This window comes from Ewingella sp. CoE-038-23 (genome assembly GCF_040419245.1).
Lineage (GTDB): Bacteria > Pseudomonadota > Gammaproteobacteria > Enterobacterales > Enterobacteriaceae > Ewingella > Ewingella allii.
This window is the reverse complement of the sequence record NZ_JAZHOH010000001.1, coordinates 2,681,973-2,701,619: the sequence shown is the minus strand read 5'-3', so window position 1 is coordinate 2,701,619 and position 19,647 is coordinate 2,681,973. Positions and strand designations below refer to the sequence as shown.

Here is a 19,647-nt window from a genome sequence, read left to right as displayed (position 1 = left end):
TTTAGATAGTTAGGCGGTCATTCGACCGCCTAAGTTTTTTCTGACCCACCGTATCAATTTTCCCTCCCTGGAGGACACAACGTGTCTAAGCGTCGAGTTGTAGTGACTGGACTTGGCATGCTGTCTCCTGTCGGCAATACTGTAGAGTCCACTTGGAACGCTCTCCTTGCCGGTCAGAGTGGCATTAGCCTAATCGACCATTTTGATACTAGTGCCTTTGCAACGCGTTTTGCTGGCTTAGTAAAAGATTTTAACTGTGAAGAGTACATTTCGCGCAAAGATGCCCGCAAAATGGACGCCTTCATCCAGTACGGCATTGCTGCCGGCATCCAAGCGATGCAAGACTCTGGGCTTGAAGTCACTGCCGAAAACGCCCCGCGAATTGGTGCGGCAATAGGTTCAGGTATTGGCGGTCTCGGTCTAATCGAAGAAAACCATACTTCATTGGTTAACGGCGGACCCCGCAAAATTAGCCCATTTTTCGTTCCTTCCACTATCGTAAACATGATTGCCGGTCATCTGAGCATTATGTTTGGCTTACGTGGACCGAGCATTTCAATTGCCACAGCTTGTACTTCTGGTGTTCACAATATTGGTCATGCCGCGCGAATCATTGCTTATGATGATGCCGACGTCATGCTAGCCGGCGGTGCCGAAAAGGCCAGTACCCCATTGGGCGTTGGCGGTTTTGGCGCTGCACGTGCTTTATCTACGCGTAATGATAATCCGCAGGCGGCGAGCCGTCCGTGGGATAAAGAACGTGATGGTTTCGTACTTGGCGATGGCGCTGGCATTATGGTGCTGGAAGAGTACGAACACGCGAAAAAGCGCGGTGCGAAGATTTATGCTGAAATCGTTGGTTTTGGTATGAGCAGCGACGCATTCCATATGACCTCTCCTCCTGAGGATGGCGCTGGCGCCGCTCTCGCGATGGAAAATGCGTTGCGCGATGCTGGCATTGCCGCCTCTAAAATTGGCTATATCAACGCGCACGGTACCTCTACCGCCGCCGGGGACAAAGCCGAAGCACAGGCCGTTAAATCGGTGTTTGGTGCTGATGCACAGCGCGTGCTGGTGAGTTCGACCAAGTCTATGACCGGCCACCTGCTGGGCGCGGCGGGCGCGGTTGAATCCATCTTTACCCTGCTGGCGCTGCGTGACCAGGCTGTGCCTCCAACCATCAACCTGGATAACCCCGATGAAGGTTGTGATTTGGACTTTGTGCCGCACGAAGCTCGTCAGGTAAGCAATATGGAATACACGCTGTGTAACTCGTTCGGCTTTGGCGGCACCAATGGTTCATTGGTCTTCCGTAAGGTCTGACGGGATATTTCCAGCCTGTTGAAGATGTCTGAAAGGCCCGATATTCGGGCCTTTTTGTTATCTGATACTCGCGGTATAAAGTCGGAATGCTCTACTTGATAGGCTAAGCGAACTGCCTCAGGCTTCGCAGGGGACTGGCTCACAAGCGTCACAGCGGGAGTAAGTAATGTGGATTAACGGTGTCTCGACCAATTTACTGCCAGCAGGCGACCGTTCTGCGCAATTTGGCGACGGCAGCTTTACAACGGCCCATATCTCAGAGGGGAAGGTAAAGCTGCTGTCAGCGCACCTCGACCGGCTAAAAGCCGCGACCGAGCGTTTGATGATTACGGGCGTGGATTGGGCATTGCTCGAGGCCGAAATGGTCCACGCCGCCAGCCTGCGCGACGAAGCTGTGCTCAAGGTGATGGTCACGCGCGGAGTAGGCGGTCGGGGCTATAGCCCTCAAGGCTGTATCTCGCCGACGCGAATTATCTCCACCTCTGATTATCCGGCGCACTATCACGCATGGCGCGAACAAGGCATTAAACTGGCCCTTAGCCCAGTGGCGCTCAGCCAAAACCCGCTGTTAGCCGGTATTAAGCATCTTAACCGCCTCGAGCAGGTGATGGTACGTCTTCACCTTGACCAAACAGATGCCCAAGAGGCACTAGTGGTTGATACCGCCGGGATGCTGGTAGAATGCTGTGCCGCCAATCTTTTCTGGCGCAAAGGGGAGAAGGTTTTTACCCCCGATCTGTCACTGTCAGGGGTGTCTGGCGTGATGCGTAACCATATTATTGCGTTGCTTGAGCAAAGTGGCCAGTTTAGCGTTTCTGTTGTTTCAGAGCCGCCACAGACCCTGAGCGATGCAGACGAAGTGATTATTTGTAATGCCCTGATGCCCTTTATGCCGGTGCGTCAGGTTGAAGATTGGCATTTTACGTCGTCAACCTTGAACGACTTTTTACATCAGGTTTGTTAAACCAGCGCATCAGAAGTGAACATTTATGAAGAATAAAAAACTCAAAATCCCTGCTCTTATTATCGTCATTCTGCTTGCTGCGCTGGCTTTTGGTTACCATAAAGTGAAAACTTTTGGCGATCGCCCGATCAATGTCAGTAGTGAGACTATCTTTACTCTGCCTGCCGGTACGGGCCGCGTGGTGCTGGAAACCCTCCTGGTGAAGCACCAGATAATGCAAAAAAATCCCTACTTCTCTTGGCTGCTGCGCATTGAGCCGGAGCTGAGTAATTTCAAAGCTGGGACCTATCGCTTTGAAAAAGGCATGACGGTTCGCCAAATGCTCGAATTACTGAGAAGTGGCAAAGAGGCGCAGTTTAGCGTGCGTCTGGTGGAAGGCTTTAAACTCAGCGACTGGATGAAAGTGCTGGATAACGCGGGCTATCTCAAACATGAATTGAGTGGCAAAACCGGCGAAGAAATTGCCGCCGCGCTGGGCATGACCGACACCAAAAACGCCGAAGGCTGGCTCTATCCTGATACTTATCTCTATACCGCGGGCATGACTGACCTGTCTCTGCTCAAGCGCGCTCACCAGCATATGGAGAAGACGGTAGACACTATTTGGAAAGGCCGGGCTGATTCACTGCCTTATAAAACGCCAACCGATATGCTGACCATGGCGTCTATTATTGAAAAAGAGACGGCGGTCAAAGAGGAGCGCGCGGAAGTGGCTTCGGTGTTTATCAACCGTTTGCGCATTGGCATGCGCTTGCAGACTGACCCCACGGTGATTTACGGCATGGGTGAGAGCTACAAAGGTAACATCAGCCGTAAAGATCTGGAGACGCCGACGCCTTACAACACCTATGTAATTTCTGGTTTGCCGCCATCGCCAATCGCGATGCCGAGCGAAGCCTCGATCGAAGCCGCGGCTCATCCGGCAACGACCAATTACCTCTATTTTGTGGCTGACGGCAAAGGCGGCCACACCTTTACGACTAACCTCGAAAATCACAATAAAGCGGTGCGTGTGTATCGCGAGGCATTGAAAAATAAGAATGAAAAGTAAGTTTATTGTTATTGAAGGTCTGGAAGGGGCCGGTAAAACCACGGCGCGCGACGTCGTGGTAAACCAACTTCGCCAACTCGGCGTCGAGGAGATTGTCTTCACCCGCGAGCCGGGCGGGACGCCTTTGGCTGAAAAACTGCGCGACCTGTTTAAACGCGGCGTTGACGACGACAAGCCGACGGTGAAAGCCGAAGTGCTGATGCTCTACGCCGCCCGCGTGCAGTTGGTGGAAACCGTTATTATGCCCGCCTTAGCGCGTGGAGCCTGGGTGGTGGGCGATCGTCATGACCTCTCTTCGCAAGCTTATCAGGGCGGCGGTCGTGGCATCGACCCTGAGCTGATGCGCTCGCTGCGTGATATCTCGCTGGGGGACTTCCGTCCTGATCTGACGCTGTATCTCGACTTGCCGCCTGAAATTGGTTTGCAACGCGCCAGCGCGCGCGGCGAGCTGGATCGCATTGAGAAAGAGGCTCTGCCGTTCTTTGAGCGGACGCGCGCGCGCTACCTTAGTCTGGTAGCGCAAGACTCGCGGATCAAAACCATTGACGCTTCGCAGCCTCTGGAGCAGGTCACGGCCTCTATTCAGCAGACTTTGCAACAGTGGTTTGCCGAGCAGCAGGGCGAAGCGCAATGACATGGTATCCGTGGCTGAGCGCCCCTTATCGTCAACTGGTGAGCCAATACCAATCTGGCCGGGGCCACCATGCCTTGCTGATGCACGCGGCGCGCGGTATGGGCGAGGACGCTCTGGTTTACGGACTGAGCCGCTGGTTGCTGTGCCAGCATCAAGACGGCGAGAAAAGCTGCGGTACCTGCCACAGCTGCCAACTGATGATTGCCGGAAACCATCCTGACTGGCACGTGTTAACGCCAGAAAAAGGCAAGAATTCGCTCGGTATTGATCCCGTCCGTCAACTGATTGAAACGCTCTACAACTATTCTCAGCAGGGTGGGGCGAAAGTGGTCTGGCTGCCCGACGCCGAGTTGCTGACCGAGGCGGCGGCCAACGCGCTGTTGAAAACGCTGGAAGAGCCGCCGGTGAAAACCTATTTCCTGATGGGTTGCACCGAACCGGCCAGCCTGCTGGCGACTTTGCGCAGCCGCTGCCAGTATTGGCATTTGGCGACGCCAGACGAAAATCTGGCGGCGCAGTGGCTCAATCGCCAACTGAGCGCCGATCCGGTAGCTATTAAAACTGCTCTCAGGCTTGGCAACGGTACGCCGCTATCGGCTCAGGCGCTGTTGCAGCCCGAGCGCTGGAAGCAGCGAGTGGCGCTGTGCCAGCAGTTGGCCGAAAGCTGCCAGCAGCGGGATATGCTCTCATTGCTGCCGCAGCTTAATCATGATGACGTCGGCGAGCGCGTGCAGTGGCTATGCTCACTGCTGCTCGACGCCATTAAATGGCAGCAAAACGCCGGACAGTTCATCATCAATCACGACCAACAGAATTTGATTAGCCAGATTGCCCATCTGCAAACCAATGATTCATTGCAGAAAAGCGTGCAGGGCTGGATGCACTGCCGCCAGCAGTTGCTGACCATTACTGGCGTCAACCGGGAGCTTATCCTCACCGAGCAATTGCTCGAGTGGGAACAGCTGCTGGGCTAATTAAGTCCGAAAGATTATTCAGCAGCGCGTCATTTCATCGGCGCGCTGACCTGCCAAAACCATCGTAAAGAGTTAAATATTATGTTTTTAGTCGACTCCCATTGTCATCTCGACAGTCTGGATTACAACGAGCTGCACAGCGGCGTGGATGCAGTAGTAGAAAAAGCCCGTGAGCGTGACGTGAAGTTTATGCTGGCGGTGGCGACCACTTTACCGGGCTACCGTGCCATGACCCAGCTGATTGGCGATCGCCCGGAAGTGGCGTTTTCCTGCGGCGTACACCCATTGAACATTGATGGTGGTTATGATTTCGACGAGCTGCGCCAGCTGGCGGCGGACCCGAAAGTGGTTGCCATGGGTGAGACGGGCCTCGACTACTTCTACCAGAAAGAAGAGCAGCAGATTGCCTTGCAGCAAGAGTCTTTCCGCCATCACATCCGCGTGGGCCGCGAGCTGAACAAGCCGGTGATTGTGCATACGCGCGACGCGCGACAGGACACGCTGGATATCCTGCGCGATGAGAAAGCCGGTGAGTGCGGCGGCGTGCTGCACTGCTTCACGGAAGACCTGCCGACGGCGGAGTTCTTACTGGATCTGGGCTTTTATATCTCCTTCTCAGGGATTGTCACCTTCCGTAATGCCGAACAGCTGCGCGAAGTGGCTCGCTATGTGCCGCTGGATCGCCTGCTGATTGAAACCGACTCGCCTTATCTGGCGCCGGTTCCGCACCGTGGTAAAGAGAACCAGCCAGCCTATGTTCGCGACGTGGCTGAGTATATGGCCGTATTGAAAGGGGTGAGTCTGGACGCTCTGGCTGAAGCCACAACCGCCAACTTTTCACGCCTTTTACATCTCAACACTTCCTCCCTGAGCTAGCCTTAAAAAGCAGTCACATTCACTGGAATTATTTTACGGCTCGTAATTAATGGCCTGAACGGGTAATGTGCACATCCGTTTTAGGCTGCTTAACGCGACTAATTTGAGATTTTCTTTAACGAATGTCTCATTTTTAAACGCACTTGCCGTCTTTTTTCAATAAAACGTGACTGCCATCAAACATTAAAAAAGGGAATTATTTTACCCTTCGTAAAAATTCAAAGGGGTGCTTAGACACCCTGAACGTCAAGGGTTTTCATAACCTTGCAACGCGGCAGTTTGCGGACTCATATAAGCGGACGCCGTGAGAAGTATCTAAAGCATCATTACTCAGGAGCACACTCAATTATGTTTAAGAACGCGTTTGCAAACCTTCAAAAGGTGGGTAAATCGCTGATGTTGCCAGTATCCGTACTGCCAATCGCAGGTATTCTGCTTGGCGTCGGGTCGGCAAACTTCAGCTGGCTGCCAATGATCGTTTCCCACGTTATGGCCGAAGCTGGTGGTTCAGTCTTCGCCAACATGCCGCTGATTTTCGCCATCGGTGTAGCACTGGGCTTTACTAACAACGACGGTGTTTCTGCACTGGCGGCGGTAGTAGCCTATGGCATCATGGTGAAAACCATGGCAGTGGTTGCGCCACTGGTACTGCACTTACCGGCGGAAGAAATTGCCGCTAAACACTTAGCAGACACCGGCGTTCTCGGCGGTATCATTGCAGGTGCGATTGCAGCCTACATGTTCAACCGCTTCTACCGCATCAAGCTGCCTGAGTACCTGGGCTTCTTCGCGGGCAAACGCTTTGTCCCAATCATTTCCGGCCTGGCTGCTATCTTCCTGGGCGTGGTGCTGTCCTTCATCTGGCCACCAGTGGGTACGGCTATCCAGACCTTCTCCCAATGGGCGGCTTACCAGAACCCAGTGGTTGCTTTCGGCATCTACGGCGTGGTTGAGCGTGCTCTGGTTCCATTCGGTCTGCATCATATCTGGAACGTTCCATTCCAGATGCAAATCGGTGAATACGTGAACTCAGCCGGTCAGGTGTTCCACGGTGACATCCCTCGCTACATGGCGGGTGACCCAACTGCGGGCAAACTGTCTGGTGGCTTCCTGTTCAAAATGTATGGTCTGCCAGCGGCTGCGATCGCTATCTGGCACTCAGCGAAACCTGAAAACCGCGCTAAAGTTGGCGGCATCATGATCTCCGCTGCGTTGACTTCATTCTTGACCGGTATCACCGAGCCAATCGAATTCTCCTTCATGTTCGTGGCACCAATCCTGTACGCAATCCACGCGATTCTGGCAGGTCTGGCCTTCCCAATCTGTATCCTGTTGGGTATGCGTGACGGTACCAGCTTCTCACACGGTCTGATTGACTTCATCGTGCTGAGCGGCAACAGCAGCCGTATCTGGCTGTTCCCTGTGGTGGGTATCATCTATGCCATCGTTTACTACAGCATCTTCCGTTTCCTGATTGTGAAACTGAACCTGAAGACACCAGGTCGCGAAGAGAGCAGCAGCGAACAATCTGCTCAGGGTGGCTCAGAAATGTCCGCTTCTCTGGTTCAGGCGTTCGGTGGTAAAGAGAACATCACTAACCTTGATGCTTGCATCACCCGTCTGCGCGTTAGCGTGGCTGATGTCTCCAAAGTGGATCAGGCTGGCCTGAAGAAACTGGGTGCAGCAGGCGTGGTCGTCGCGGGTTCGGGCGTTCAGGCAATCTTCGGTACTAAGTCTGATAACCTGAAAACGGATATGGACGAATACATGCGCAACAACTAATCCACGGATTAGCGGTGAGCAGGAGTAGAAAAGGAGGCCTCGGCCTCCTTTTTTCATGTCTGTTATCGGGCAAAACGGCATTTCGGGCTAGGGATGGCGCTTTCTAAGCCAATTGAGGTTTAAAAAGCGTAATCAGGTTGAAAGGAATAGAAATTGTCACTCATACTGGTGGCATTGCTTTTGACTAAGATAAGGAGTGGCAAGATGGCCGAAGAGACAATTTTCAGCAAAATTATCCGCCGTGAGATCCCTGCGGACGTGGTTTATCAAGATGAGTTAGTCACCGCGTTTCGCGACATAGCTCCTCAGGCACCCAACCATATCCTGATCATTCCTAACGTGTTAATCCCGACCATGAATGACGTGACCACCGAGCATGAAGCCGCGCTGGGCCGCATGATGACCGTCGCGGCTAAAATTGCCGAGCAGGAGGGCATTGCTGAAAACGGTTATCGCCTGATTGTGAACTGCAATCGCGATGGTGGTCAGGAGGTTTATCACATTCATATGCATCTGGTTGGCGGCCGTAAGCTTGGCCCGATGTTGGTGCGTCCATAACGCTTTGTTTTCATAAAGCCCTTTGTTAAAAGGAAGTACCATGCGTTTTTTGATGGCGTTGTTACCCGTTGTATTACTGATGGGTTGTAGCAGTGACCCGCATATTGCACTAAACAATCAGCAGACCGTCATCATGGAATCGCCGGTGCTGACGGCGGGGATCATCCCAAGCTCGCCGTCTATTTCCGAAGTCGGTGGGCGTAAACAAGCCAGCAGCGTGCTGAGCAACAGCCAGCCTCACGCCGTGACCTTGCACTACCGTTTCTATTGGTATGACAAGCAGGGGCTGGATTTACTGCCTATTGCCGAAGCCAGAACCATTACCGTTCCGGCCAATAGCGATCTCACCATCTCCTCCCTGAACGGCAATCTCGATGCCTACAGGGTGCGTGTTCACCTCTACCTTTAATTTCCTCTACGGAGTAGGTTGATGAAAAAGTATTTCCTCATGGTGGCCTTTGCCGCCCTGATCCTCGGTGGTTGTACCTTGCCAAACAAACAGCAGCAGCAGCCTGAGCAGCCAACCGCGCCAGTCACACCGGTTGAGCCAGAGAAACCGCAAACTGAAGTGCCGCCGCCGCCAGAAACCGTGCCGCAGCCGCCGAAAGAGCAGACCATTAATTGGAATGCCAGCGTTCAACCGATGGTAGCGAAAATGCTGCAGGCCGACGGCGTTCAGGCGGGTAGCGTGCTGCTGCTCGACAGCGTGAAAAACAGCACCAACGGCTCTCTGCAGGTAGCCAACGCCACGGCGGCGCTGCACAATGCGCTGGCCACCAATAACAAATTCCAGGTGGTTCCTGATACCCAGTTAGCCAGCGCCAAGCAGGCGTTAGGCCTGTCGGTTGACGACAGTCTGGGTTCGCGCAGCAAGGCCATCGGTCTGGCGCGCTACGTTAACGCCCAGTACGTGCTCTACAGCACGGTGACCGGCGACGTGAAGTCACCGACGCTGAAAATGCAGATGATGACCGTGCCGAGTGGCGAAATTGTGTGGTCGGGCAACGGTGCCGTCCAGCATTAAGGCCTCACTCGAGCAGCGCTTAGCACAACAACTTCCGGCGGTCTTTTCCGCCGGTTGTCATTTAAGTCCTGTGGCTGGGTTAACGGGCGAAAGCTGGAAAATCGAGACGGTGGGCCAAACGCTGTTGGCGCGCATGCAGTCGGCTGATAAAGCCGCGCTGGGAGTGAATCGCCGCCGCGAGCACGACCTGCTGCGTCATGTTTCCCCCTTGAATATAGCGCCACAAACCCGCCTCATCTCCCCACCGTGGTTAGTGGTGACATGGCTGAATGGCGAACCCTGCGCGCCGGGATTTTTTTCTAGTCCGCATAATGTGGAGCGCATAAGCCAAAGGGTCGTCGCGCTACAGCGGCTGCCGCCAAGTGGGCATCGGCTGCAACTGCACCAGCAATTTTCCCGCTATTGGCAACAAATTGACCGTTCGCGCCTGACTCCCGAGTGGCTGCGCCTGCACCAGCGCTTTATGCGCCAGCCCGAGCCACAGCCATTGAAGCTGGCGGTGATGCATATGGACATTCACCCCGGCAATCTGGTGGACGGTGAGCAGGGGCTACGGCTGATTGACTGGGAGTACGCCGCCGACGGCGACGTCGCCTTAGAGCTGGCGGCGTTGTTTCGCGGCAACGGCTGGAGCGGCGAGCAGCAGCAATATTTTCTACAAGCTTATGCTGCCGCTGGCGGCTATGGCGGCAATAAAGCGACCCGGCGTCTTCAGCAGCAAATTCGCCGCTGGACGCCGTGGGTAGAGTACTTAATGTTGATGTGGTTTGAAGTTCGCTGGCAGCAGACCGGCGATCGGCTATTTACAGACTGGGCGCAGCCGCTGCGTGAGAGCCTATTCACCAGCGCCATTCCCGGTAGCAAGCATAATAAATAAAGGAGAAACGACGTGGGCCCAGTAATGTTAGACGTTGCCGGCTATGAGCTGGATGCTGAAGAGCGCGAGATTTTGCAACACCCGCTGGTTGGCGGCCTGATTCTGTTTACCCGTAACTACCATGACGTGGACCAGCTGCACGAGCTGATTCGCCAAATCCGCGAAGCATCCAGAGAGCGTCTGGTGCTGGCGGTCGACCAAGAGGGTGGTCGGGTACAGCGTTTCCGCGAGGGCTTTACACGCATTCCTGCCGCGCAGTCTTTTGCTGAAATCAACGAGCTGCACGAAGGCAAGCGTCTGGCGCAGGAAGCGGGCTGGCTGATGGCGTCTGAGATGATTGCGATGGATATTGATATCAGCTTCGCGCCGGTGCTGGATATCGGTCATATCAGCGCCGCTATCGGCGAACGCTCATTCCACGCCGAACCGCAAAAAGCGCTGGAGATGGCCGAACAGTTCATCCTCGGCATGCACAGCGCGGGGATGAAAGTCACCGGCAAACACTTCCCCGGCCATGGCGCGGTGAGTGCTGACTCGCACAAAGAGACGCCGCGCGACGACCGCCCGCTGTCAGTCATCCGCGAACACGACATGGCGATTTTCCGCCAGCTCAACGAGAAAAAGCTGCTCGATGCGGTGATGCCCGCTCACGTTATCTATACTCAAGCTGACCCGCGTCCGGCGAGTGGTTCTCCTTACTGGTTGCAGCAGATTTTGCGTCAGGAGCTGGGCTTCAACGGTGTTATCTTCTCCGACGACCTGTCGATGGAAGGGGCGGCGATCATGGGCAGCTATGCCGAGCGCGGACAGGCGTCGCTGGATGCCGGGTGCGACATGATTCTGGTTTGCAACAATCGTCAGGGAGCCGTGAGCGTGTTAGATAACCTGTCTCCGGTCAAAGCAGACAAGGTGGCTGGCCTGTACCATCGGGGCAAGTACAGTGGGAAAGATGCGCGCCGCGATTTGTTAAATTCCAGCCGCTGGCAGCAGTCCAACCGTGAACTCACCGCGCTGGACGCCCGCTGGCAGGAGCATAAACAGTCGGCTCGCTAATCTAATCAACGCACAGTCAGGACGAGGAAAACGATGATCATTTATTTGCATGGCTTTGACTCAACCAGCCCCGGCAACCATGAAAAGGTGCTGCAACTCCAGTTTATCGACCCGGACGTTCGGTTCATCAGCTACAGCACGCTGCATCCGCGTCACGACATGCAGCATTTGTTAAAAGAAGTGGATAAAGCCATTCAGCAATCCGGCGATCAGCGGGCGCTGATTTGCGGCGTGGGGCTGGGCGGTTTCTGGGCCGAGCGTATCGGCTTCCTGTGCGGGATTCGTCAGGTGATGTTCAACCCGAACCTTGCGCCGCAGGATAATATGACCGGCAAAATCGACCGCCCGGAAGAGTATCTGGACATCGCCACCAAGTGCGTCAGCGATTTTCGCGAGAAAAACCGCGATCGCTGTCTGGTGATTTTATCCCGCGAGGATGGCGTGCTCGATAGCAATGAAAGCGCCAGCGCGCTGCACCATTACTATGAGATTGTCTGGGACGACAAGCAGGGCCACAAATTCAAAGACATCTCGCCACACCTGCAACGCATCAAAGCCTTCAAAAACCTCGCCTGAGTTTGCGACGAGTAACAAAAAAACGGCCAGCGAATAACATTTGCAGCCGTTTTTTAACTTTTTGCCTGACCAAACTCCCCTAAACTTGCCACTGAGGCAGGACTTTTTTCTCGCCTTTCTGCGCGCTAACTCCCTGATTAAAAACGGTCAAAAGCCGTGCCATTTTCGTAACTAAAATTAGCCAAATGAATTTAAATTGATGTAGGTCAATTTTGGTATGACCAAATCACCACGCGTGTTATTCTCGGGAAAGATACCGAATTAACTTAAGCCAACCCTATGTAATCTAAGGATATTAATTTTACTCTTAGATAACAATTGGTTCACATTTGAGGGGGGTCATTTGACTGCTACTATGAAGAAAATTGTCATTATTGGCGGCGGAGCGGGTGGATTGGAGCTGGCGACAAGCCTGGGCCATAAACTGGGCCGTAAGAAGAAAGCCGAAATCATCTTAGTGGATCGCAACCACAGCCATTTATGGAAACCTTTGCTGCATGAAGTAGCAACCGGCAGTCTGGATGACGGCGTGGATGCCCTGAGCTATCTGGCCCATGCGCGGAATCACGGTTTTAACTTCCAGATTGGTTCTCTGATCAATATCGATCGCGAGGCTCAGACCCTACAGCTGGCTGAGATCCGCGACGAGAAGAACGGCGAAGTGCTGGTGCCAGCGCGTGATATCGCCTATGACACTTTGGTCATGGCGCTGGGCAGTACCTCAAACGACTTCGGCACGCCGGGCGTCAAAGAGAACTGCATCTTCTTGGACAACCCGCATCAGGCACACCGTTTCCACAACGAAATGCTCAATTTGTTCCTCAAATTCTCTGCAAACCCTGACAAGCAGAAGAAGGTGAATATCGCCATTGTCGGCGGCGGGGCGACCGGCGTTGAGCTGTCCGCCGAGCTGCATAACGCGGTGAAACAGCTGCACAGCTATGGCTTTGAAGGTCTGGATAATCAGGCGCTTAACGTCACACTGGTGGAAGCGGGCGAGCGTATTCTTCCTGCACTGCCACCGCGCATTTCTGCGGCGGCGCATCAGGAACTCACCAAGATTGGCGTGCGCGTGCTGACCAAAACCATGGTCACCAGTGCCGATGCCAATGGCTTGAACACTAAAGACGGCGAGTTTATCGACGCTGACCTGATGGTGTGGGCGGCGGGGATCAAAGCACCGGACTTTATGAAAGATATCGCCGGGCTGGAAACCAACCGTATCAACCAGCTGGTGGTTGAGCCAACGCTGCAAACCACTCGCGACCCGAACATCTTCGCCATAGGCGACTGCGCGTCATGCCCGCAAAAGAGCGGCGGCTTCGTGCCTCCTCGCGCGCAGTCTGCTCACCAGATGGCGTCGCGCTGCTTCGACAACATCATGGCGCAGCGCAACGGCCATAGCCTGAAAGACTATGTCTATAAAGACCACGGCTCGTTGGTCTCCCTGTCGCGCTTTAGCACCGTCGGCAGCCTGATGGGCAACCTAATGAAAGGCTCGATGATGGTCGAAGGGCGTCTGGCGCGTATCGTGTATGTTTCTCTGTATCGTATGCACCAGATAGCGTTGCACGGCTACACCAAAACCGGCCTAATGATGCTGGTGGGCGGCATAAACAAAGTGATTCGCCCGCGCCTGAAATTGCATTAATGCTGTAGGGCACGGCCTTAAGCACTGATGAATCAAAAAGCCTGTATTAACAGGCTTTTTTCTTTTTGCCAGCCAGTCGGTTCAATTCAGCATAAGATGTTATATAAATCCCTTCGCTAGCTAAGAATTCTCCTAAACAAGCATTTCTGCCTTATAAACCCGCCCTTTTCATCCCTGAGTCTTATTGTCGGAATAGGAAACATTGTGCAGACTTTGCATTGTTTACAGACGGCGATTCACGCACGCCGATCCCTCAACCTAGCGGCTTAGCCCTTTGAGGTTCTGTCTCTTGACGCTGGCGTACAGCGTCAGCCACTCCGGCAGCGGGAGACAAAATGCGTGGTAACATTTCAGGAGGATGTCCTGTGAACAAGTCAATGTTAGCTGGCGTAGGTATTGGTGTAGCGGCTGCGCTCGGTATTGCAGCTGTCGCAAGTATGAATGTTTTTTCATCTGGCCCAGAGTATGCACAAGTGCTCAGCGCGACGCCGATTAAAGAAACGCTGAAAACTCCACGCCAGGAGTGCCGTAACGTGACTGTTACCCACAGACGCCCTGTGCAGGATGAGCATCAGATTGCCGGTTCCGTACTGGGTGCGGTCGCCGGTGGCGTACTGGGTCACCAGTTTGGTGGCGGTCGCGGTCGTGATGTTGCGACCATCGCGGGCGCACTGGGCGGCGGATACGCCGGTAACCGAGTCCAAAGCAGCATGCAGGAAGGTGACACTTACACCACTCAGCAGCAGCGTTGTAACACCGTTTACGACAAGTCAGAAAAAATGCTGGGTTATGACGTGACCTATAAAATCGGCAACCAGCAAGGCAAAGTGCGTATGGACCATGATCCAGGCACGCAAATCCCGTTGGACAAAAGCGGCCAGTTGCAGCTTACCCGCAGCTAATAGCACGCCGTTCGACGCAGAAAAAAGCCTGGGGCAAATGCTTCAGGCTTTTTTGTTTTCAGGCCGTGCCGTTTTTGTGTTTCACAATATCGGCCATCACTGCCAGCGCTATCTCCGCCGGGGTCTTACTGCCGATATTTAACCCGACGGGGGCGTGCAGCCGCTCGAAATCTTCAGGAGCGAATTGTGCAATATTGCGTAGCCTTTCCCGACGGCGGGCGCTGTTAAGCTGTGAACCCATAGCGCCAATATAAAAGGCTGGCGTGTTCACGGCTTCCATCAGCGTTAAATCATCCATTCGCGGGTCGTGGGTTAGCGCCACGATGGCGGTATTGGCGTGGCAACCCTGTTCCTCAAGGTATTTCGCCGGGAAGCTGTGTTCGAACTTCACATCGGCTTTCAGCATTGAGGCGAAGTTCTCCAGCACCTCTTCACGGCATTCGCACACCACCACTTCGAACCCCAAGGCGCAGGCGAAATCGGCGCAGTAAAGGGCCACGCTGGATAATCCGGCGATCAGCAGGCGCGGCGCGGCGGCAATATGTAGCTGAATATTATTGCCCTGTCGGCTGACCTTGGTGTGGCTGTGGTAGCCGGTCAGCGCCAGATGGTCGCAAGCCTGCGGCAGCGTCAGGGTTTTATTCAGCGCGTAGTGCCCGCGCAGGGCCTGCGCCATGCGCGACAGGTACTCTCGGCTTGAATCCGAGGCGGGAAGATACTCTACCAGCACGTCGAGCGAGCCGCCGCAGGGCAGGGCGACATTGGGCGTCATGCCTCCTTCGCCATAGCGAATCACCTGACTGGCCGCCAGATACTCGCCCTCGGCAATGCGCTGTAAAAAATCATCTTCCACGCAGCCACCGGAGAGCGAGCCGCAGTAGGAGCCATCGCGAGTCGCTGCCATCAGCGCGCCGGGCGCACGCGGGGAAGATCCATAAGTGGTAAGCACGGTACACAGCCACACAGGCTGCTGCTGGAGCCATTCTCCTGCCCGTTCAATAACCTGAATATCAAGGTGTTGCATGAGAATTCCTGTCTAAAGCGCGTTACCAAGCTGGGCGGGAAGATCGATATCGATGAAGGTCGTAGGGCCGTCGGCGGCGATGGCCAACGCGGGGTATCTCTTCAGCAGTTCGCGAGCGCCCGCGTCGCCGCGCAGGGCAAGCAGCTCGTCGCGCAGCATGCTGCTAAAGCCGACCGGATGGCCCGGCTGCTCTTGACAGTAAGGGCGTGCAGTGCAGGTTTTTTGCAACGCCTGAGAGACGCGCAGGAAGAGGGCGGCGGGCACGAAAGGCATGTCGGCGAGATGCACCAGCCAGCCGGACCAGTGCTGGGTAGCCTTTACCCCGGCGGCAATGGAGTCGCCACTTCCGGCGCTGTCGAGCAGGGTGGTGGTCACGCCAGCCTTGGCGCATTCGGCCTGCACCTGTTGGTTGTCAGGGCGAGTGACGACATGCACCGGCAATCCGCTGGTCAGCGCCTGCTGTAAGGTCGTGGCGAAGAGGCTTGATGTGTTGCCCGGCAGGCTGGCGTTGAGCTTATTACCTTGGCCTCCGGCGGCGCGGAAGCGGCTGGCGCTACCGGCAGCCAGTAAAATTATCCCTATCACTGCTAATCCCTTGGTTTGCTGGCTGGAGTCTAAAATACACGGTTAGTGTAAATGAATTCTTAAAAAAGGGTTTTGACCGATGATGTTGTTCACCGAGAAAGGCATAAAAAAGCCTGTGGCAGCATTGGCTGACACAGGCTTTGGGTGAAGCTTTTAGCGGTTAAACCAGATGCTCGCTAAAGGCTTCCAGTAGATCATCAACAAATTTCAAACGCTTTGGCCGGTCCGTCAGGTCAATCATGAACTTCAGCTTGGTCGGCCCGTCGAGGCGATATACCTGCGGCTGTTTCTGCAACAGGCCAATCAGATAGCCCGGATCGACGCGGTTCTTCTCGCTGAACTCCACAAAGCCGCCGCGCTCATTGCCCTCAATACGCTTGATGCCCAGCTCCTTGGCCTTCAGGCGCAGCACGGCGATGTGTAGCAGGTTGCGCGCGCCGTCCGGCAGGGTGCCAAAACGGTCAATCAGCTCAACGCGCAGCTCGTCCACTTCCCCTTCGCTACGGGCGCTGGCGATGCGTTTGTACAGCGACAGGCGAGTGTTGACGTCAGGGATGAAGTCCTCCGGCAGCAGGGCCGGCATACGCATTTCGACATCGGTTTGGCTGGTGGTTAAATCTTCCAGCGACGGCTCGCGGCCCTCTTTCAGCGCCTCGACGGCGTTCTCCAACAACTCCATGTACAGCGTGAAGCCGATGCTGGTCATCTGGCCGCTTTGGCCTTCACCCAGCAGCTCACCGGCCCCGCGAATTTCCAAATCATGGGTCGCCAGCGCGAAGCCTGCGCCAAGATCTTCCAGTGACGCAATGGCTTCCAGGCGCTTGTGGGCGTCGGTAGACATGGCTTTTGGCGGCGGCGTCAGCAGGTAGGCATAAGCCTGATGGTGCGAACGGCCGACGCGACCGCGCAGCTGGTGCAGCTGCGCCAGGCCGAGATGGTCGGCGCGCTCAATGATAATGGTGTTGGCGCTCGGAATATCGATACCGGTTTCGATGATCGTGGTGCAGACCAGCACGTTAAAACGCTGATGGTGGAAGTCGTTCATCACCCGTTCAAGGTCGCGTTCGCGCATCTGGCCGTGGCCAATGGCAATGCGCGCTTCCGGCACTAGCTCGGCCAGCCGGTCGGCGGCTTTTTCAATGTTTTCAACATCGTTGTACAGGTAGTAAACCTGCCCGCCGCGCAGCACTTCGCGCAGAATCGCCTCGCGAACCACCAGACTGTCGTACTCACGCACGAAGGTTTTCACCGCCAGACGGCGCGCCGGTGGCGTGGCAATAATCGACAGGTCGCGCATGCCGCTCATCGCCATATTCAGCGTACGTGGGATAGGGGTGGCGGTCAGCGTCAGGATGTCCACATCGGCGCGCATCGCCTTAATTCGCTCTTTGTGGCGCACGCCGAAACGGTGCTCTTCGTCGACAATCAGCAGGCCGAGGTCTTTCCAGTGCAAATCGCTCTGCAACAGCTTGTGGGTGCCGATGATGATATCCACCTTGCCGTCCACAGCCTGCTCCAGCACCGCGTTTTGCTCTTTGGCGCTGCGAAAGCGCGACATCATCTCAATGCGAATCGGCCAATTGGCAAAACGATCGCGGAAGTTGTCGAAGTGCTGCTGCGCCAGCAGGGTAGTTGGCACCAGCACCGCCACCTGCTTGTTATTCGATACCGCCAGAAACGCGGCGCGCATCGCCACTTCGGTCTTGCCGAAGCCGACGTCGCCACACACCAGACGGTCCATCGCCAGCGGCTGGGTCATGTCGGTGAGCACGGCGTTGATAGCCTGCGCCTGGTCCGGCGTGGTTTCGAACGGGAAGCTCTGGCAGAACAGCTGGTACTGCTCCTTGTCATGCTTGAAGGCAAAACCGCTTTTGGCTTCGCGCTGGGCGTAGATATCCAACAGCTCGGCGGCGACGTCGCGCACTTTCTCGGCGGCTTTTTGCCGCGCTTTCGACCATGCTTCGCCACCCAGTTTGTGCAGCGGGGCGCTTTCATCCGCGCCACCGGCGTAGCGGCTGATCATGTGCAGGGAGGAAACCGGCACGTACAGCTTGTCTTCGCCCGAATAGGTCAGGATCAGGTATTCGGCGGTGAAACCGCCAGTTTCCAGCGTAGTTAGGCCCTGATAGCGACCGACGCCGTGCTCCATATGCACCACCGGCTGGCCGGGGCGCAGCTCGGCGAGGTTGCGGATCAGCGTGTCGGTGTTGATGGCGCGGCGGCTGTCCTGACGGCGGCGGGCGACGCGTTCGCCCAGCAGATCGCTTTCGCAAATCAGCGCCAGCTGTTTGTCGCTGTCGAGGAAACCGCGTTCGCAGGCGCCAATCATAATGTAGCGGCCCGCCGTGGCGGCCTGCTCAATGCGGGTGATCAGCGTCGGGTTAAGCTTGATACGGGCCAGCAGGTCTTGCAGTGTTTCGCGGCGTCCCTCGCTTTCAACCGAGAACACCAGACTGCCGCTGAACGACTCATTAAAGCGGCGCAAATTGTCCAGCGGCGCTTTGTTTTGCGGCTGAACCGACAGATCCGGCAGGGCCTGATAGCTCAGGTTGGTATTGGCGGCTTTCTTCGGCAACTCTTCCGTTTTTAACTGAATGCGCGGCCACGCTTTCAGCTCGCTAAACAGGGAATCCACCCGCAGCCACAGGGCTTCAGGCTCGAGCAGCGGGCGCATTGGGTCAACGCGGCGGCTCTCGTAGCGCTGGTTGGCGTCGAGCCAGAAACGCTCGGCTGCGCCTTCTAAATCGCCGGTATTCAGCAGCAGGGTGTTTTTTGGCAGATAGCTAAACAGCGTGCTTAAAGGCTGGCTGAAGAACAGCGGCTGCCAGTACTCGATCCCCGCCGGGAAGGTGCCTTTGCTGACTTGCTGATAAACGTGCTCAGCGTCGCGGCGCACTTCGAACTTTTCGCGCCACTGGCTGCGGAACAGCTCGATGGCGTTTTTGTCGGTCGGGAATTCGTGCGCCGGCAGCAGGTTAATCTGCTCCACTTCGCTTAGCGTGCGCTGGGTATCGACGTCGAACACGCGCAGACTGTCGATTTCATCATCAAAGAAGTCGATGCGATAAGGCTCGTCGCTGCCCATCGGGTAGAGGTCGAGCAGGGCGCCGCGGGTGGCGAATTCGCCGTGCTCCATCACCTGATCGACGCTGCGATACCCCGCCTGTTCGAGCTGGGCGCGCAGTTTGTCGCGGGAGAGCTGCTGGCCTTTCTTCATCACCAGTGCGTGGCCGTGCAAGAATTCGTGCGGGCAAACCCGCTGCATCAGCGTGTTGACCGGCAGAATAATGATGCCGCGTTCGAGGGTCGGCAGCTGGTACAGGCTGGAAAGGCGCGAGGAGATTATCTCCTGATGCGGCGAGAAGCTGTCGTATGGCAGCGTTTCCCAGTCGGAAATATTGATCACTTTCAGGTCGGTGAACTGCTGAATTTCATCGCGCAGGCGCAGGGCATTTTGCATGTCGGGCGCAATAAGCATCACCGGACCTGCATGGCGCTCGCTGATGTCGGCACATTCCAGCGCGCAGGCTGAGCCAGTCAGTTGGCCCAGAACTCGGGTGTCACCAGCGCGTTCAGGCAAAGAATAACGATGATCTTGAGGCATAGGCAGTGTTGTTATCTCGTTGTCGGCGGCCATAGGGACCTGATTTACAGAGCGTATCTTGCGACGTGCTCCTAATCGGGGTCAACCCGAATTATTTTGGGCAGAAAGCTTAAAGGTTTAACCGATTACTTTAGGTATTATGGTTCCATAAAGCCAAGCGAGCCTTTATTATCCTTGACAACTTTTGTC

18 protein-coding genes are annotated in these 19,647 nt (G+C 55.4%); 15 read left to right on the top strand and 3 right to left on the bottom strand.

The window, feature by feature from the left end; translation table 11 throughout:
• Nucleotides 1-81: 81 nt before the first annotated feature.
• The 15 genes from fabF (at nt 82) to V2154_RS12605 (ending at nt 14,245) form a co-directional block, all read left to right on the top strand.
• On the top strand, nt 82-1,323 hold the full coding sequence (gene fabF / locus V2154_RS12675; RefSeq protein ID WP_353502548.1) for a beta-ketoacyl-ACP synthase II: 1,242 nt from the start codon (nt 82-84) through the stop codon (nt 1,321-1,323).
• A gap of 166 nt (nt 1,324-1,489) precedes the next feature.
• Nucleotides 1,490-2,287, top strand: coding sequence for an aminodeoxychorismate lyase (gene pabC, locus V2154_RS12670; protein WP_353502547.1), 798 nt, complete (start codon nt 1,490-1,492; stop codon nt 2,285-2,287).
• A gap of 25 nt (nt 2,288-2,312) precedes the next feature.
• On the top strand, nt 2,313-3,338 hold the full coding sequence (mltG, locus tag V2154_RS12665) for an endolytic transglycosylase MltG (RefSeq protein WP_353502546.1): 1,026 nt from the start codon (nt 2,313-2,315) through the stop codon (nt 3,336-3,338).
• Nucleotides 3,328-3,972, top strand: a complete 645-nt coding sequence (gene tmk / locus V2154_RS12660) for a dTMP kinase (protein ID WP_353502545.1) — start codon at nt 3,328-3,330, stop codon at nt 3,970-3,972. The genes mltG and tmk overlap by 11 nt, the downstream gene beginning before the upstream one ends.
• On the top strand, nt 3,969-4,946 hold the full coding sequence (gene holB / locus V2154_RS12655; protein ID WP_353502544.1) for a DNA polymerase III subunit delta': 978 nt from the start codon (nt 3,969-3,971) through the stop codon (nt 4,944-4,946). Before tmk ends, holB begins: the two co-directional genes overlap by 4 nt.
• Before the next feature lie 81 nt (nt 4,947-5,027).
• Nucleotides 5,028-5,822 carry a metal-dependent hydrolase gene (locus V2154_RS12650; protein WP_353502543.1) on the top strand — a complete coding sequence of 265 codons (795 nt, stop codon included), beginning with the start codon at nt 5,028-5,030 and terminating at the stop codon, nt 5,820-5,822.
• A 348-nt stretch (nt 5,823-6,170) separates the two neighbouring features.
• Nucleotides 6,171-7,604, top strand: a complete 1,434-nt coding sequence (gene ptsG / locus V2154_RS12645) for a PTS glucose transporter subunit IIBC (RefSeq protein ID WP_353502542.1) — start codon at nt 6,171-6,173, stop codon at nt 7,602-7,604.
• A 204-nt stretch (nt 7,605-7,808) separates the two neighbouring features.
• On the top strand, nt 7,809-8,162 hold the full coding sequence (hinT, locus tag V2154_RS12640) for a purine nucleoside phosphoramidase (protein WP_353502541.1): 354 nt from the start codon (nt 7,809-7,811) through the stop codon (nt 8,160-8,162).
• Between the two features lie 40 nt (nt 8,163-8,202).
• Nucleotides 8,203-8,571 (top strand): YcfL family putative periplasmic lipoprotein, encoded by a 369-nt coding sequence (locus V2154_RS12635; protein WP_353502540.1) that lies wholly within the window; start codon nt 8,203-8,205, stop codon nt 8,569-8,571.
• A gap of 21 nt (nt 8,572-8,592) precedes the next feature.
• Complete coding sequence (lpoB, locus tag V2154_RS12630) at nt 8,593-9,186, top strand: penicillin-binding protein activator LpoB (protein WP_353502539.1); 594 nt, start codon at nt 8,593-8,595, stop codon at nt 9,184-9,186.
• The gene (locus V2154_RS12625; protein ID WP_437342003.1) at nt 9,170-10,063 is read left to right on the top strand and encodes a phosphotransferase; all 894 of its coding nucleotides are present in this window, start codon (nt 9,170-9,172) and stop codon (nt 10,061-10,063) included. The genes lpoB and V2154_RS12625 overlap by 17 nt, the downstream gene beginning before the upstream one ends.
• A gap of 12 nt (nt 10,064-10,075) precedes the next feature.
• The gene (gene nagZ / locus V2154_RS12620; protein WP_353502537.1) at nt 10,076-11,116 is read left to right on the top strand and encodes a beta-N-acetylhexosaminidase; all 1,041 of its coding nucleotides are present in this window, start codon (nt 10,076-10,078) and stop codon (nt 11,114-11,116) included.
• A gap of 33 nt (nt 11,117-11,149) precedes the next feature.
• Nucleotides 11,150-11,692: an alpha/beta hydrolase YcfP gene (gene ycfP, locus V2154_RS12615; protein WP_353502536.1), complete on the top strand. Its 543-nt coding sequence runs from the start codon at nt 11,150-11,152 to the stop codon at nt 11,690-11,692.
• Between the two features lie 343 nt (nt 11,693-12,035).
• A complete protein-coding gene (locus V2154_RS12610; RefSeq protein WP_353502535.1) occupies nt 12,036-13,343 on the top strand; it encodes an NAD(P)/FAD-dependent oxidoreductase in 1,308 nt (435 codons plus the stop codon).
• Between the two features lie 365 nt (nt 13,344-13,708).
• Nucleotides 13,709-14,245 (top strand): glycine zipper 2TM domain-containing protein, encoded by a 537-nt coding sequence (locus V2154_RS12605; RefSeq protein ID WP_034791349.1) that lies wholly within the window; start codon nt 13,709-13,711, stop codon nt 14,243-14,245.
• Between the two features lie 58 nt (nt 14,246-14,303).
• Here the strand turns inward: V2154_RS12605 and V2154_RS12600 are convergent, their stop codons facing one another.
• The 3 genes from V2154_RS12600 to mfd form a co-directional block, all read right to left on the bottom strand.
• The gene (locus V2154_RS12600) at nt 14,304-15,269 is read right to left on the bottom strand and encodes an XdhC family protein (protein WP_353502534.1); all 966 of its coding nucleotides are present in this window, start codon (nt 15,267-15,269) and stop codon (nt 14,304-14,306) included.
• Nucleotides 15,270-15,281: 12 nt separating this feature from the next.
• The gene (locus V2154_RS12595) at nt 15,282-15,854 is read right to left on the bottom strand and encodes a nucleotidyltransferase family protein (RefSeq protein WP_353502533.1); all 573 of its coding nucleotides are present in this window, start codon (nt 15,852-15,854) and stop codon (nt 15,282-15,284) included.
• A 160-nt stretch (nt 15,855-16,014) separates the two neighbouring features.
• Nucleotides 16,015-19,458 (bottom strand): transcription-repair coupling factor, encoded by a 3,444-nt coding sequence (mfd, locus tag V2154_RS12590; protein WP_353503991.1) that lies wholly within the window; start codon nt 19,456-19,458, stop codon nt 16,015-16,017.
• Between the last annotated feature and the right edge of the window lie 189 nt (nt 19,459-19,647).